General features: G+C 38.0%; 14 protein-coding genes. 5 read left to right on the plus strand and 9 right to left on the minus strand.

The window, feature by feature from the left end:
• The first annotated feature begins 133 nt into the window (after positions 1 to 133).
• Genes OD757_RS15975 through rluB form a run of 3 tightly spaced genes read left to right on the plus strand, consistent with a single transcriptional unit; the run spans position 134 to position 2,480 of the window.
• Positions 134 to 925, plus strand: coding sequence for a segregation and condensation protein A (locus tag OD757_RS15975; RefSeq protein ID WP_009393917.1), 792 nt, complete (start codon positions 134 to 136; stop codon positions 923 to 925).
• Positions 922 to 1,515 carry an SMC-Scp complex subunit ScpB gene (gene scpB, locus OD757_RS15980; protein ID WP_004794223.1) on the plus strand — a complete coding sequence of 198 codons (594 nt, stop codon included), beginning with the start codon at positions 922 to 924 and terminating at the stop codon, positions 1,513 to 1,515. Before OD757_RS15975 ends, scpB begins: the two co-directional genes overlap by 4 nt.
• Before the next feature lie 41 nt (positions 1,516 to 1,556).
• On the plus strand, positions 1,557 to 2,480 hold the full coding sequence (gene rluB, locus OD757_RS15985) for a 23S rRNA pseudouridine(2605) synthase RluB (protein ID WP_009393918.1): 924 nt from the start codon (positions 1,557 to 1,559) through the stop codon (positions 2,478 to 2,480).
• Positions 2,481 to 2,544: 64 nt separating this feature from the next.
• Here rluB and bioD read toward each other — a convergent pair whose 3' ends face one another.
• The 5 genes from bioD to OD757_RS16010 form a co-directional block, all read right to left on the minus strand.
• Positions 2,545 to 3,189, minus strand: coding sequence for a dethiobiotin synthase (gene bioD, locus OD757_RS15990; protein ID WP_263032465.1), 645 nt, complete (start codon positions 3,187 to 3,189; stop codon positions 2,545 to 2,547).
• Entirely contained in the window at positions 3,190 to 3,939 is a 750-nt protein-coding gene (gene bioC / locus OD757_RS15995; RefSeq protein WP_263032466.1) for a malonyl-ACP O-methyltransferase BioC, read from the minus strand.
• Positions 3,936 to 5,093: an 8-amino-7-oxononanoate synthase gene (locus tag OD757_RS16000; RefSeq protein WP_263032467.1), complete on the minus strand. Its 1,158-nt coding sequence runs from the start codon at positions 5,091 to 5,093 to the stop codon at positions 3,936 to 3,938. Before OD757_RS16000 ends, bioC begins: the two co-directional genes overlap by 4 nt.
• Before the next feature lies 1 nt (position 5,094).
• Positions 5,095 to 6,375, minus strand: coding sequence for an adenosylmethionine--8-amino-7-oxononanoate transaminase (gene bioA, locus OD757_RS16005; RefSeq protein ID WP_263032468.1), 1,281 nt, complete (start codon positions 6,373 to 6,375; stop codon positions 5,095 to 5,097).
• A gap of 93 nt (positions 6,376 to 6,468) precedes the next feature.
• A complete protein-coding gene (locus OD757_RS16010; RefSeq protein WP_009393962.1) occupies positions 6,469 to 7,200 on the minus strand; it encodes an alpha/beta hydrolase in 732 nt (243 codons plus the stop codon).
• A 356-nt stretch (positions 7,201 to 7,556) separates the two neighbouring features.
• On the opposite strand from OD757_RS16010, the gene otsB reads away from it, so the two are divergent.
• Positions 7,557 to 8,408 carry a trehalose-phosphatase gene (gene otsB / locus OD757_RS16015; protein ID WP_263032469.1) on the plus strand — a complete coding sequence of 284 codons (852 nt, stop codon included), beginning with the start codon at positions 7,557 to 7,559 and terminating at the stop codon, positions 8,406 to 8,408.
• A complete protein-coding gene (locus OD757_RS16020; protein ID WP_263032470.1) occupies positions 8,396 to 9,829 on the plus strand; it encodes a trehalose-6-phosphate synthase in 1,434 nt (477 codons plus the stop codon). Before otsB ends, OD757_RS16020 begins: the two co-directional genes overlap by 13 nt.
• 69 nt (positions 9,830 to 9,898) lie before the next feature.
• On the opposite strand, the gene OD757_RS16025 is transcribed toward OD757_RS16020, so the two are convergent.
• The 4 genes from OD757_RS16025 to OD757_RS16040 form a co-directional block, all read right to left on the minus strand.
• Entirely contained in the window at positions 9,899 to 11,092 is a 1,194-nt protein-coding gene (locus OD757_RS16025; protein WP_263032471.1) for an MFS transporter, read from the minus strand.
• 290 nt (positions 11,093 to 11,382) lie between these two features.
• On the minus strand, positions 11,383 to 11,847 hold the full coding sequence (gene bfr, locus OD757_RS16030; RefSeq protein WP_004794241.1) for a bacterioferritin: 465 nt from the start codon (positions 11,845 to 11,847) through the stop codon (positions 11,383 to 11,385).
• Between the two features lie 251 nt (positions 11,848 to 12,098).
• A complete protein-coding gene (gene ligA, locus OD757_RS16035) occupies positions 12,099 to 14,138 on the minus strand; it encodes an NAD-dependent DNA ligase LigA (protein ID WP_263032472.1) in 2,040 nt (679 codons plus the stop codon).
• A 94-nt stretch (positions 14,139 to 14,232) separates the two neighbouring features.
• Positions 14,233 to 15,276, minus strand: a complete 1,044-nt coding sequence (locus OD757_RS16040; RefSeq protein WP_263032473.1) for a cell division protein ZipA C-terminal FtsZ-binding domain-containing protein — start codon at positions 15,274 to 15,276, stop codon at positions 14,233 to 14,235.

A 15,276-nucleotide genomic window follows, 5' to 3' on the forward strand; every position in this document is an offset into this window, starting at 1 on the left:
CGTTAAGTAATTTATTAAAAGACACAATTCATTTAGAATGATTTCCACTATCTGCTGTTCTTCTATTTACAGCTCTCTTTGACTTGAATAACAAGTCTCATGCTTTTGAAAATTCGCGTGGCTTATAATCGTAATGAATCAATCACTTCATCAATCCATGGAAGACGCTCCACACATCCGTGTTTTAGATGAGTGGCATGACAAGATTCCTGAAGATCTCTATATACCTCCAGCTGCATTTGAGATTTTGCTCGAACAGTTTGAAGGTCCACTAGATTTTTTAATTTATCTGATTCAAAAAAACGGTTTTGATTTAATTCAAGTCGATATTGCTCCTATAGCAACTCAATATTTAACCTATATGGATAGTATGAAGTCCTTAAATATTGAGCTAACAGCTGATTATATGGTGATGGCAGCGTTATTAGCCGATTTAAAGTCTCGCCTACTTTTACCAAAGCCCACCACTATAAGTATTGAAAAAGATCCTAAACAGGAACTTATTGATCGACTTGAAACCTATTTACGTATTAAGCAAGCGGCTGAGCGTTTAGGTCAAATGCCAATTCTTGAGCGTGATACATTCAGTGCCAATGTAAGCTTAGGTCATATCGCTCCTATTTATGAGGGCTATGATATCTCAGCATTACATGATGCATTGTTCTGTGTATTTAACCGTCCAGAACCTGTGACTCATGTCGTGGCTCAAGAACCTGTATTACTCGAAGAACGCATTGCATATATTGAAGAGAAATTAGAGTCTGGTGACGTGTTAAGTTTTAAAGAATTACTCAATCCCCTGCAAGGTCGCATGGGAATGGTTGTTACATTTATGGCTGTTTTAGAATTAACCCGACAACAAAGAGTTAAAATTATTGCCTCTGGTATTGAAGCTCCTTTAGCAATTCAAGGATCTGCAATATGAGTTTTGAACAAAATAATACGGATTTGTCATTAGCTGACATTCATCACGAAGTTTTATTACAACTTGAAGCAATTATTTTTGCCAGCGAAGCACCCGTTTCAATTGCCCGTTTAAAAGAAGCATTTAATAATCAATATAATAAACAACAGCTTCGTCAACTTTTACAACAGCTCGCGCTATTACAACATGGCAGATCTATTGAATTGATTGAAACAGCGCAAGGGTTTCGCTTTCAGGTAAGATCTAAATATCGTAGTATTATTGCGCAAATTTGGCCAGAGCGACCAACAAAACTGTCGCCTTCTTTACTGGAAACACTGGCCGTTATTGCCTATCATCAACCGGTTACCCGCGCTGATATTGAACAAATTCGTGGTGTGTCTAATAATAGTCAGATTCTTAGAACACTATTTGACTGGAACTGGATTAAAGAAGCTGGTTTTAGAGATTTACCCGGAAGACCTGCGTTGCTAATTACAACGCCTCAGTTTCTGAATGCTTTTGGTCTAGCTTCGCTAGGCCAATTGCCTCCCCTACAGAACGCCAAGGAAGCCTTTATGGCTCTCGATGCAAATGCACCGAAATCATAAAGAGGTGGACTGTTGATCATTATGTCTAAGGTTGTGCTGTCATGAGTGAAAAATTGCAAAAAGTATTAGCGCGAATCGGATTAGGTTCCCGCCGATATATGGAAGAGGTTATTGCCGCAGGACGCGTGAGTGTAAACGGCCGTGTTGCCCAAGTGGGTGAGCGCATCGAACCAGGCGATGAATTACGTATTGATGGCCGTAAAGTTCAGTTTCAGATTGAAGACGAAATTCGTCGCCGTGTATTGATTTACTATAAGCCTGAGGGTGAAATCTGTTCACGTAATGATCCTGAAAAACGCCCAACCGTATTTGATCATTTACCACAAATTGCAAATGACCGCTGGGTTATGGTAGGTCGTCTAGATATTAACAGTACTGGTTTATTACTGTTTACAAATGATGGTGAGCTTGCTAACCGTTTAATGCATCCATCAAATGAAATTGAACGTGAATATGCTGTTCGAGTGATGGGTGAAGTAACTCCTAAAATACGCCAAAACATGATAAATGGCGTAGAGCTTGAAGATGGTCCAGCTAAATTTGAGTCTTTCTCGGAAATTGGCGGTGAAGGTATTAACCGCTGGTATCAAGTAGTGGTGAAAGAAGGTCGTAACCGTGAGGTTCGTCGTATTTTTGAATCACAAGAACTTAAAGTAAGCCGCTTATTGCGTACGCGCTACGGTACAGTTATTTTACCACGCGAATTACGTACTGGCCGCTGGATGGAACTCGATAAAACTGACATCGATAATCTAGCAAAATCTGTTGAGTTAAAGCCACGTCAAGGTACTGGTTTATTTGGTATGGCAAAACGTCGTACTGACCGTATGACCGAAAAACCAATGGCAGCTCGTCGTGGCGGTTACTTACGTCAACAACGTCGTGATGATGAAAAAGAAGCTCCTGTTAACACGGGTAACCAACGTAAATCGACTGGTTTTAACCGTGGTTCTAAGAAATTCTAAAATATTTAATAATATGTAAAAAAACCGCTCTTATAAGAGCGGTTTTTTTATAGCCTATTTTAAATTAATCCATTTTTTCTAGCTCAATCCATTCAGCTTCAGGGAAATAAGTTGCTAAATAATCTTTTAAATAATCTGAAGTATCTTGAGAAATTAATGGATCTTTTGACTCATCTTTTAAGTTATATACCAAGGCTTGCAATTTCAGCCCACGAGACTTGAGAGCTTCAAGACTAAGTAAAGTATGGTTAATACTTCCTAATCGACCCGATGTCACTAAAATAACGGGGAACTGGTGCTGAGCAATATAATCAATGGTAAGTAAACTTGTAGTTAATGGCACCATTAACCCGCCAGCACCTTCGAGTAAAACAATCTCAAAACGGTCAGCTAATGTTTGAGTTGCATTTTCAATTTTTTGAAAGTCAATTTCTCGGTTATCGAGGCGGGTTGCCAGATGAGGCGAAGCAGGATAACTAAAAATTTCCGGCATGGTGAGCTTATCGTGATCTTCTTGAAACCATCCCTGCCCCATAATTTCACGATGCTTTTCAATATCTTCAGAAATATCAACATTACCCGTTTGAATGAGTTTTTGGGTGATCACTTTTTTACCCTGCTCAGTCCATAATTTTGCTAAAACGCCTGTAGCGTAGGTTTTACCAATGTCGGTATCAATTCCGCTAACAAAATAGATCTGACCACTCATTTACTTAATTCTCCGGGCAATACAATAGATTGGATGATATGTTAAGGAATATCCCTCAGCATGCTTAAACTGCTCATAATCTTGATAAAACTGCTGTAAAGTCTGCTTGTTCCAACGATGACGTGCTGTTGCAGTCACACCTGTTGCTTTTAAATGCTGCAATACGGCTTTAGGTGAATCGAAATAAAGCTGGGCTTCTGACTCAGACAAATGCAGAATCTCAAAACCAGCCTGAGTTAAGGCACTATGCCAATTTTCAATAGACCAATAACTTAAACCTTGACCTGTTAATTCTTTAATCTCGATTAAATTTTTTGGTCCAAAAGTTGAAAAACATAACCAGCCTTTTTCATTTAAAGCAGCATGACAATGTTGAAGTACGCGAGGTAAATCCTGCATCCATTGCAAAGCCGAACCTGAAACAATCATATCGAGCTGATGGGGAAACGGTAAAGTTTCAATATCACCAATCAACCATTTCAAATGTTCTTGGTGAGGAAAGTGCTGCTGCACATCTGCATATAGGTCATTTAAAATCAATTCTTCAATTTGAAAAGATGCAGCAATAAGATGAGTTAAATTGCCAGAACCACAACCAATTTCAAAAACACGTGACATCGTAGTCGGGCAAAACTGCTGGAGTAACCGTGTTAAATTTTGGCAAATTTGTTTTTGAACAATTGCATGTTCTGCATAGCTTTGCCCTGCTTTAGCAAAACGCTGGGCAACCAAGTTTTTATTCAAACTCACAGAAAACTCACCAATTCTTCAAGTTCATGTTGCTGCACCATAGACGTTAAAGAAATACGCAAACGAGAACTATTTTGAGGGACAGTTGGTGGGCGCACAGGCATGGCATAAAAACCGTTTTCCTGCACTTGTTTTGCCTTATCGATAGCAGCCTGGCTCTCTCCCACAATAATTGGAATAATATGACTGGTTGATGGGCTCACATAACCCTTTTGCACAACAGCGTGTTGAAGATATCGGCTGATATTTTTTAAGTGCTCACGTTGCGGTTGAGCTTGTAATACTTTTTGGAATATAAAATTTGCCCAAGCCATAACAATCGGCGGTTGTGCAGTACTAAAAATAAGCGGGCGCATTTTATTAATGAGATAGTCTTTAATAATTGGATGGCAAATAATGTAACCACCGACTGCTGCCAATGCTTTACCTAATGTACCAACTAAAAAATCAATATCTTGAATGACATTATATTGTTCAGCACATCCCAGACCTTGCTGACCACGCACACCAATTGAATGTGCTTCGTCGACATACAACATAGTTTTAGCGAAACGTTTTTTGAGCTGCACTAAAGCGTCTAAATCCGTTTCATCCCCATCCATACTAAAAATACTTTCAGTCACCACGATAATTCGTTCAATCTTGTCATCATCGTGATATTTTTGCAGAAGTTGTTCTAAGTGCTGTAAATCGTTATGACGATAACGTACATATTGAGCACCAGATAAACGTATACCGTCGATCATGCTCGCATGAACTAGCTTATCAGCCAAAATTAAAGTTTTACTGTCGGCAACAGCTGGCAAAATACCAATATTCATGTGGTAGCCACTATTAAATAATAGTGCCGCCCGACCACCAAATGCTTGGCTTAGGCTATTTTCTAATTGCTCATATTCTTCAAAATTACCTGTTAATAAACGTGATGATGAAGAACTAAAATAGCTACGCTCCATTGGAAAACTTTCTAAAAATTCTTCACGAAGTTTTACATCCGCAGCTAGGCCAAGATAATCGTTTGAAGCCAGATTAAGCATCGTTTTATTTTGAATCGTAATAAAACGGTCCTGCTGCACATTTTGAGTAAATTGTCTCAAATTACCTTGTTGTTTTAACTCATCCAATTGAGTAGCAAAATGATCAAGCAATGACATTTTAATGCACTCCTTGCATCGTTTTAACAACTTCAACCAGCTCTTCAAGCAAATTGCTTAACTCTTGATGCGTGATTACATAGGGAGGCATCACATACACTAGCTTGCCAAAAGGACGAATCCAGATTCCACGATCGACAAACTGTTTCTGTAAAGTTTTCATATCGACATTAAAGATGAGTTCAACTACACCTATTGCACCAAGCACTCTCACATCAGCAACATAATCTAACTGATTGAGCGGTGTTAAATATTGAGTAAGTTGTTGCTCAATTCGCTCAATATTGGCTTGCCAATCTTGCTCAATTAGCAATTGAGTACTTTTTAAAGCAACTGCACAAGCCAATGGATTAGCCATAAAGGTTGGGCCGTGCATAAAGACGCCAGCCTCACCCCGACTAATGGTTTCTGCAACATGTTTTGTTGTTAAGGTAGCAGACAAAGTCATATAGCCGCCTGTTAACCCTTTACCTATGCACATAATGTCTGGCTCAACTTGTGCATGTTCCCACGCAAAAAGCTTACCGGTACGGCCAAAACCAGTGGCAATTTCATCGAAAATTAAAAGCAGGTTATATTTTTCACAAAGCACTTTGGCCTGACGTAAATATTCAGGATGATAAAAGCGCATGCCCCCTGCACCTTGTACAATCGGTTCAATAATCAGTGCAGCTAAATTTTGATGATTTTTCTGAATTGCATTTTCTAACTCTGCAATATCTTCTGGATTCCAATCTTCATGAAATTTGGTCTGAGGTGGCGCAACAAAAATGCGGTTTGGTAAACTTGTACCAAAAATCTGATGCATGCCTGTGACTGGATCACAAACAGACATCGCATTCCATGTATCTCCATGATAACCAGAACGCGTTGTAATAAAATTTGTTTTTTGCGGTTGACCTTGTGCTGTCCAAAATTGCACGGCCATTTTCAAAGCGACTTCTACTGCAACAGAACCTGAGTCTGCATAAAAAATTTTATCGAGCGTTGGCGGCGTAATTTTTAAGAGAATTTTTCCTAACTCAATGGCAGGATCATGGGTTAACCCACCAAACATGATATGGGACATGTTTTGTAATTGGTCTGACACTGCTTGATTGAGTTCAGGGTGGTTATAACCGTGAATCGCACACCACCAAGATGACATACCATCAATTAAAGTCCTACCATCATCTAACTCAATAGTCGCGCCATACGCACGTTTAACTTTAAATGTCGGTAAAGGTTGGGTCATTGAAGTATAAGGATGCCAAATATGTTCCAAATCAAAATTATCGGTCATCCTATTTACCCTTTTACAGCGTTCAAATCTTTCATTGAACACATGTTAAACCTGTTAAGAATGAAAGAAAATTGCGATATCAATCAAAGCTTATTAACTTTGCTGATGAATTGTTAAAAATTGGCAGATTTCTTCAATTGTTCGTTCAACTTGAAGGTAGGGAAAAGCATGAGTAGCGTCATTTAGTAATTTATATCTCATCTTTTCTGTAGCGATATATTCAAAATTTTCTACAATTTTGCAAGGAATGACGCCATCTTGTTCAGCAAATAAATGAAGCTGTGGCCCAGAGTAATTTTTTAAGTTCTCTACCAAGTTTAAATGCTCTAACATTTCTAACCCTTGTAATAACAACTCATAAGGAGGAGGGTTTGCTATATTTTGCATATTTAGCCAATCTTGTTTAGCTTGAGCTGACCCTTGAGTGATTAAATAAAAAAAGCGTTTTAAGGTCGCTTCGGGATTTTGCAAAAAGGATTGCTTAAATAGATCAAATACATCAGCAGGCATTGCAGTTTGCCACGTGCTATTAGCAACAAAACATGGATTCGAAGCGAGCGTAATTAAAGTTTTAGTTAGGCCTGTGCTCTTATAAAAAGAATCAACTAATTGAGTTGCTAACTGCCCGCCTAAAGACCATCCAATTACAGTATCAATATCATTTAATAAATGAAGCTGTTTCTGGACACTATTATTCAAAATGTCAAATATATTAGTAAGTTGTACTTCACAACCCTTCTGTTGCAAATGCAATTTTAATGATTGCAAAGGTTCAATTCCTACACCCCAACCTGTAATCAATAAAATTTTATTTTGTAACTTCATATGCTTGTCCAGAGCCAGTTTTTTACAGTTTATATATAAATATTAATTTAAAATATCTTTTAAAATCAATATAAAAACTAAATTCCACAGATTAAAATCAAGTGTTTATGAGCATTTAATATTCTGAAATATATTGATAAATAAGACCTGCATTATTAATAGGAAACATACAAAAATTTAATTAACTAAACATTGAAGCCAATCAAAAAACAACATACTCCACACTTCGCCTATAAATCCATTATGCAATGTAATTAATGTTAATACTTATGTTTTTTTATTAAAAAAAATGACTCATCAATTCATTTTAATGTTAGAAGATTAATTATTGATCAAAAAATATTGGGCAGGCTAATATGAACAGTCAAAGTATAATATCTGATGGGAGAGAAAAAGATACATATTTTGTTACACCAAATGATATTATAAATACTTTACCTTTAGATAAAAACTACTGTTTATTTTTGGATATTGATGGAACTCTATCTCCATTTCAGATTAATCCTGAGCAGAGTTTTATTCCAAAAACTACATTAGAAACTATAAAAGAAATAATTAAATTAAATATACCTGTTATTGCTGTTACAGGCCGCAATGTAGTGACAGCTAGTAAGCTACTGTATCCTGTTGAAGTTCCTATTGCTGGCTTGCATGGTTTAGATATTTATTTTAGTACAGATCATTATATTCGACCAGATTTAAGTCAGATTAATTTTAAAAAATTAAAACAAGATATTATAAAATCTTGTGAAAAATATCCTGAATTACTAATTGAGGATAAAGAGTATTCTATTGCTTTACATTATCGTGAAAATCCCAACTTAGAAAGTCACGCCATTAATATTATGCAAAAAATCAAAACTGATTATCCCCAATTAAAAATAAATAAAGGCAAGTTTGTTATTGAATTAATTCCAAACCAAGCCGATAAGGGCAAAGCAATTCAAACTATATTAAATCATCTTAATTTATCTTCAGTACTCCCTATTTTTATAGGAGATGATTTAACTGATGAATCTGGTTTTATTTTTATTAATCAGCAGTCTGGTCTCACTATTAAAGTGGGTTTTGGTGAAACACAAGCAAAATATAGATTAAAAGATATCGATAACGTCGCTAATTTTCTTTTTTTATTTCAAAACAAAATAAAAAGCTTATATGTCAAAAATAGTCAAAATCAGAATGGAGAAAAAATATGTCTAAATTAATCGTATTATCAAATCGAATAAGTATGCCTTCAGGTAAAGCTTCAGCTGGTGGTCTTGCTGTAGCTGTACAAGATGCTTTGAATGATAGCAATGGTATTTGGTTAGGCTGGAATGGCCAGCAGATTACCGATAGCGAAGCACCAGAATTTGAACAGGCTTATTCTCAGGGTATTGACTACATTACCTGCCCTCTCACTCATCAGCAATATGCACAATATTATTGTGGTTTTGCCAACAAGGTTCTGTGGCCAGCAATGCATGCCCGGGAAGATCTTATTGAATATGATGCACAAGAATATAGTACCTATCAAAAGGTCAATCGATTATTTGCTGAAAAGTTAAAACAGCTTGCTCAGCCTGAAGATCTCATTTGGGTACACGATTATCACTTTTTTAGTGTTGCCCGTTACTGCCGTGAATTAGGCATGCAAAATAAAATTGGTTTCTTTCTCCATATTCCTTTTGCTAGTCTGAATATCTGGCGCAAAATTCCTGTAGCTCGAGAGTTAATTCAAGACTTGAGCCAGTATAACGTGATTGGCTTGCAAACCCAGATTGATCAAAATGCGTGTATGCAAACATGTTTAAGTTTACTCGAAGCTCAGAAAATTCACCGCGACAGTATTAGCTATAAAAAACGTCAAATACTTATTAAATCGTACCCTATTGGCGTTCAACCAGAAATGATTCAAAAACAAGCCCAACAAGATGCACCAAGCCCTTGTGTGTTTAATTTTGAAGACATACCTCGTCAAAAAACGATTATTGGGGTAGACCGGATTGATTATTCAAAAGGTTTACTTGAGCGTTTTAATGCATTTGCCACCTTCTTAGAAACCAATCCCGAATATCATGGTTTAGTTCGACATTTGCAAGTTGCGACACCGTCACGTACGGATATTGCAGCGTATCAACGTTTATACCAACGTTTTAAAACTAAGTTAGAATTGATTAATGAAGAGTTTGCACATGAAGATTGGAGACCGGTAGATTGTTGCTATGACCCAGTTCAGCACAATCATCTCATGCATATTTATCGTCACTCTGATATTTGTTGGATTAGTTCACTACGTGATGGTATGAATCTAGTCGCTAAAGAATATATTGCAGCTCAAGATCCAGAGAATCCTGGAGTACTTATTTTATCTAAATATGCTGGTGCTGCCGAGCAGATGACTCAGGCCCTGCTTGTTGACCCGCAAGATAGAGCGGCCATGATTGATACTTTAAAAATGGCTTTAGAAATGTCTAAAGCTGAGCGTATTAATCGTTATCAACAATTGATAGAGGGTTTATCAACATCTGATCTTACCCATTGGCGAAACGATTTCTTAGATGATTTGGAAAAAACACCAACTTTGCTAATGAAATCTCAGCGTTTATTACAAGATAATTATCAATCTATTTATCAGGTTTTATAAATCTAAAAAAAAGAGCATCGAGAAATTAAACTTCTCGATGCTCTTTAGATTATTTTTAACCTTAATAAATTAATTCGTTTTTCCAAGTGTAAAACGATTAAGTAAAGCAATAATAAATAGTAATACCGCTACACCTGTTAAAACTGTACTTAAACCAGCCCATTCACCAATTAAACCAATTAAAGCTGGCCCGCTTAATGAACCTGTATAGGCAATCGTTGAGACTAAAGAAAGTGCTGCTGCTTTAGGCATATCATTTTGTCGACCCACACGAGAAAACATCACTGGTACAATATTAGAACAGCCTAATCCTAAAAGTGCATAGCCTAATACCACCACTTCCCATACGGGTGCAGTCACAATAACAACCATACCAATTGCTGCGCCAATCGCACTATAAGTTACGACATTTTTTTCACCCCATTGCTTTAGTAAGAGGTGACCGGTAAAACGTCCAGTCGTCATGCTTAAAGCAAAAAAGGTATAAGCCAGACCCGCAAAGGCTGGATTAAGCTGATACTTACTTGTTAAATAAATACCACCCCAATCCATTGCCGCACCTTCCGATAAAAAGGCAATAAAACACATCATGCCAATAAGTAGAATAATGCCATTAGGTCGATAAAGTTTTTTTGGTGCTTGAGTTGTATCTTGATGTGGTTTTTCATCCTGTTCAAAAGACGTTAAACAAGGAGGAATCGCAATTCCACCGATCACAAGCAAAATCATGACAACAGACAAAGTACTCATTAATGGAGAAAGTCCGATTGCCAATAATGCAGTCACCAGCATGGCACCAGTTAAGCCACCAAGACTACACATTCCATGGAAGCTAGACATGAGAGCTCGCAGGCTATGTTTTTCAACGACTACTGCCTGTAAATTTATAGCTACCCCAAGACAGCCTGCTGCCGACCCAAACACAAATAATGCTACAGCCATCATTACAATGCTGCTCCACATCGTGAGACTAGGTAATAACACCATTAACAGCATCAATGCCACCCCAATTAATGGCCGACATCCCCAACGCTTGACTAAAGCACCAGTCGTAGGCATCGCTATCATTGAGCCAATACCCATACAAAGCAAAAGCAAACCAAAATCAGCGTGATTGAGGTTTAAGCGTTGCTGTACATAAGGAATAAGTGGTGCCCAAGCAGATATAGCAAAGCCCAAGCTAAAAAAGCTGAGGCGTGTTGCAAGACGCTGAGTGCTTAAGAGAGTAGCTGTATCTAAAACAGCAGGTTTGGTAAATAACATATTTTCGCGAGCTCACCATAAAATCATTGGCGATCCATACCAACCGATTTTCCATAGAAAAACCCTTGCCTCATTTAATTTCTAGGCAAGGGTTTTGTTGGCGAAATTATATCCAATTTCATAAAAAAAACAGGGGGTGTGATACAATTTTTCTGACTTTTTTGTAACTACCAAAGCCTTATATAGTAAGGCTTTGAATATGTTCAATTTGACAAAATTAACATTTAAGTGATGAGTTGATTTTATTAAAATGAGCCCATAAAAAACCCAGCTTAAACTGGGTCATTTTATTAAATTTGAGATTGAATATAGTTTTGCAAGCCAATCAACTCAATTAAACGTAATTGCTTTTCTAACCAGTATGTATGGTCTTCTTCAGTATCTGACAATTGTTGGCGTAACATATCACGGCTAATGTAATCGCCCTTCTCTTCACAAAGTTTGATACCTGTCGCTAACTTTTCACGAACATGATATTCAAGCGCCAAATCCGCTTTTAAACAAGTTACAACGTCTGTACCAACATTGATATCTTCACGGTGCATGTTTGGCTTAGCACCTAAAAACAATACACGGCGAATGATCGCATCAGCATGAGAAGCTTCTTCTTGCATCTCATGATCAATACGCTCATAAATTTTATTTAAGCCCCAATCTTCATACATACGAGAATGGATTAGATATTGATCACGGGCAGCCAATTCTCCGCCAATGAGCATATTTAAATAGTCTATGACTTCTGGATTGCCACGCATAATAAATCTCCTATCGTATGAGAACTATTATGGGCAATCTTAAAAATGAATGCAAAGTAAAAAATAGTTAAGTTTATGATTTTTATCAAATTAAAATGAGAAACATACGCATTTGCAGTTCAAGTAATTAAATTTCCCCTGCAAAAAGAAACGCTTGTCCGATTTATAGTCTCAGACAAGCGTTAAAATATGACAAAAACCATCAATTTATTATTTTGTAACTAAAATCAATGGTTCTTATTTCGGTAAGCTTATTCGCTTAAGGTTTGCCCATAGGTCGCCATAAGTGATAAGAAATCAGTCTCATTCATCACTGCAATACCAAGTTTTGCTGCTTTTTCTAATTTCGAACCAGCCTTTTCACCTGCAACAACACATTTAGTTTTACTCGATACACTACCACTGACACGTGCGCCTAATGCTTGTAGCATCTGGGTCGCTTGATCACGGGTCATTTGCTCTAATGTGCCTGTTAAAACCCAACTCTGGCCATTTAATGGCTGACGTGTTGGTGCAGTCGGTGCATCCCAATGAATGCCTGCTGCAATTAAGCGATCAAGCACTTCAATGTTATGGGGCGCTAAGAAAAAGTCAGCAATCCATTCTGCGGTAATATCGCCTACATCTGGTGTTTTCTTTAGAGCCTCAACATCAGCAGCTTTAAGTGCTTCTAAAGTTTGGAAAGTATTGGCTAACATTCTGGCAGTAGTTTCGCCTACCCCACGAATTCCTAAAGCATAAATAAAACGTGCAAGAGTTGTCTTTTTACTCGCTTCGATGGCATCAATCAGATTTTGTACTGACTTCTCACCCATTTTCTCAATGCCAAGTAAAGTTTCTCGGTGCTCATGTAAGTGATAGATATCGGCAACATCTTTGAGTAAATCGAGATGTAATAAAGACTCTACCCAACGATCACCTAAACCTTCAATATCAAGCGCCTTACGTGACACAAAATGACGAATGGCTTCAATACGCTGCGCAGCACAGTAAAGACCACCAGAACAACGTGCTAAAGCTTCTCCTTCAGGCATTACAACTGGTGAGGCACAAACAGGACAGCTTTCAGGTAAATGTACAATTTCAGCCTCAGGTGAACGGAATTCTGGCCAAACTTTTTCTACTTTAGGAATAACATCACCCGTACGATACACACTAACAGTGTCTCCCACCCGTACATCAAGACGATGGATTTCACCAATGTTGTGTAAAGTTACATTAGAAACCGTCACGCCTCCCACAAATACAGGATTTAAACGTGCGACTGGGGTCAAAGTACCTGTACGTCCCACCTGCCAATCAATCTGATCAACCGTAGTTAATGCCGCTTGTGCAGGGAATTTATAGGCAGTCGCCCAACGTGGCTCACGACTTAAGAAACCGAGTTGTTGTTGCTGTTTTAAGTCATCAACCTTTACAACCATCCCATCAATTTCAACTTGCAAATCGGGACGCTCTTTTTGAATTTGCTCATAGCGCTGCTGTACTTCTTGAATTGAATTACATAGATATTGACGTTCAGCAATTTCAAATCCAAGTTGGGTTAGCCATTGTAAGCTATCATGCATGGTTGATAGGCCATGATTTGGTTCACATTGAGCGATCCCATACGCATAAAACGCTAAAGGTCTGCCAGCAGCAATCTTCGGATCAAGCTGTCTTAAACTACCCGCTGCTGCATTACGAGGGTTCGCGAATGTTTTATCCCCTTTTGCTTCCTGATCGGCATTGAGTTTCTCAAAGCCAGATTTTGGCATAAGCACTTCACCACGTACTTCAAGCAGACGTGGAATTTCAAAATGATCTGAATGCAGCACTTTAGGCAAGTTGCGAATCGTTTTAACGTTTTGGGTAATGTCTTCTCCGGTTTCTCCGTCACCACGTGTAATACCACGTACTAACACACCGTTTTCATACCAAAGCGAAATCGCAAGGCCATCAAGTTTTAGTTCTACTTCATATTGTACTTTTTGATTGGGCAAACGCTCTTCAACACGACGAGCAAATGCAAACAAGTCTTCCTGATTAAAAACATTCCCCAACGAAAGCATAGGAACCACATGGGTTACACTTTGAAATTTAGAAAGTGCTTGTCCACCTACTTTTGTAGTGGGCGAATCTGATTGAACCTGTTCAGGATATTGCTCTTCTAAAGCTTTTAATTGGTGAAATAAATGATCATATTCACTGTCCGAGATTGTCGGCTGATCCATGACATAGTAGGCATGGTTATGCTTTGCAATCAGTTGAATAAGCTGACGCATCTGTTCGATCACGGAAGTTGTTGCCATTATGTTATTCACCATAAAAAAGGGTGGAAATTTCTCCACCCTGAGCTGCGACTAGATATGTTGCAATTATCGCAACGAACGTAAAAAATTAAAACTAGGCAGTCGCCTGTGCCGGACGATAATCAATCACATGATGACGCCAGTGCTCTTTTAACTGTGGTGTAAATTCAAGATTATTCTCATCATAAACTTTGCCATCGATTTCACGAGCAATTAAACCTGCAATACTCGCCATCATGTCAAAACCAGTCACGGCTTTACTGTTTGGAAGCGCAAGGAAAAATGCCAACCCTTGAACTTGTTCAGTAGATAGAGTTTCAAGATCAAACCCAGCTGGTCCATTGTCTGTCATACGTAACACAGAGAACATCAGTACACTCGGCTCATCCGTATTTTCATAACGATGGAAACATGACATTTCGCCATAACGTAAACCGTATTTTAACAATACTTTAAGGGCTTTATCACCAGACAATGCGCGACGAGGGTTCGGATAGACATTTAACGCAATAATCTGTTCAGCCATCGCTAATGCACTTTCATCATCATAGCGTTGCTGTTCATGTAAATGCACATCCAGAATATTACTCTCACCTTCAAATTCAGCAATTTCGGCAGTTTCAATATTCGGGTTTAAACTCAACTCAGGCTCTGTTTTTTCACTTTCAGATTTCAAGTTTTCTTCTGATAAAGCTTCAGCTGCTGATTTAATAGAAACCGTATCAGCTAACTCAACTGAACTATCTGTATTAATGGTAGAGCTTTTTACAGTTTCTTCAGATTTAATTTCAACCGAAGAATTTTCAACAAATGGTTGTGTTGGTTCGACTGGAATTGCTTTAGCGGGTTCTACAGCCAGAGTTTCTGTTGGTTTTGTTTCACTGACTTGTGACTGTGCTGTTTCATTTAAAGTTGGTTCAACTCGCTCTGCGCTAGTTGCCGCTGCACGTTCAGCTTCAGTTTGCTCAAGCTGATCACGCACGTGTCTAGGTATAACCGGTTGATTACTATCAGGATTAATATGCAAATCACTGTCTAATGAGGGTTCGGCATGGTTTGACTTTTTTAAAATCATTTTTAAGCCAATTAGCATAATAATAATGGCGACAACGATGCCAATAATCGTATTGATTTCCAT

Origin of the sequence: Acinetobacter sp. AYS6 (genome assembly GCF_025630795.1) — a bacterium.
Lineage (GTDB): Bacteria > Pseudomonadota > Gammaproteobacteria > Pseudomonadales > Moraxellaceae > Acinetobacter.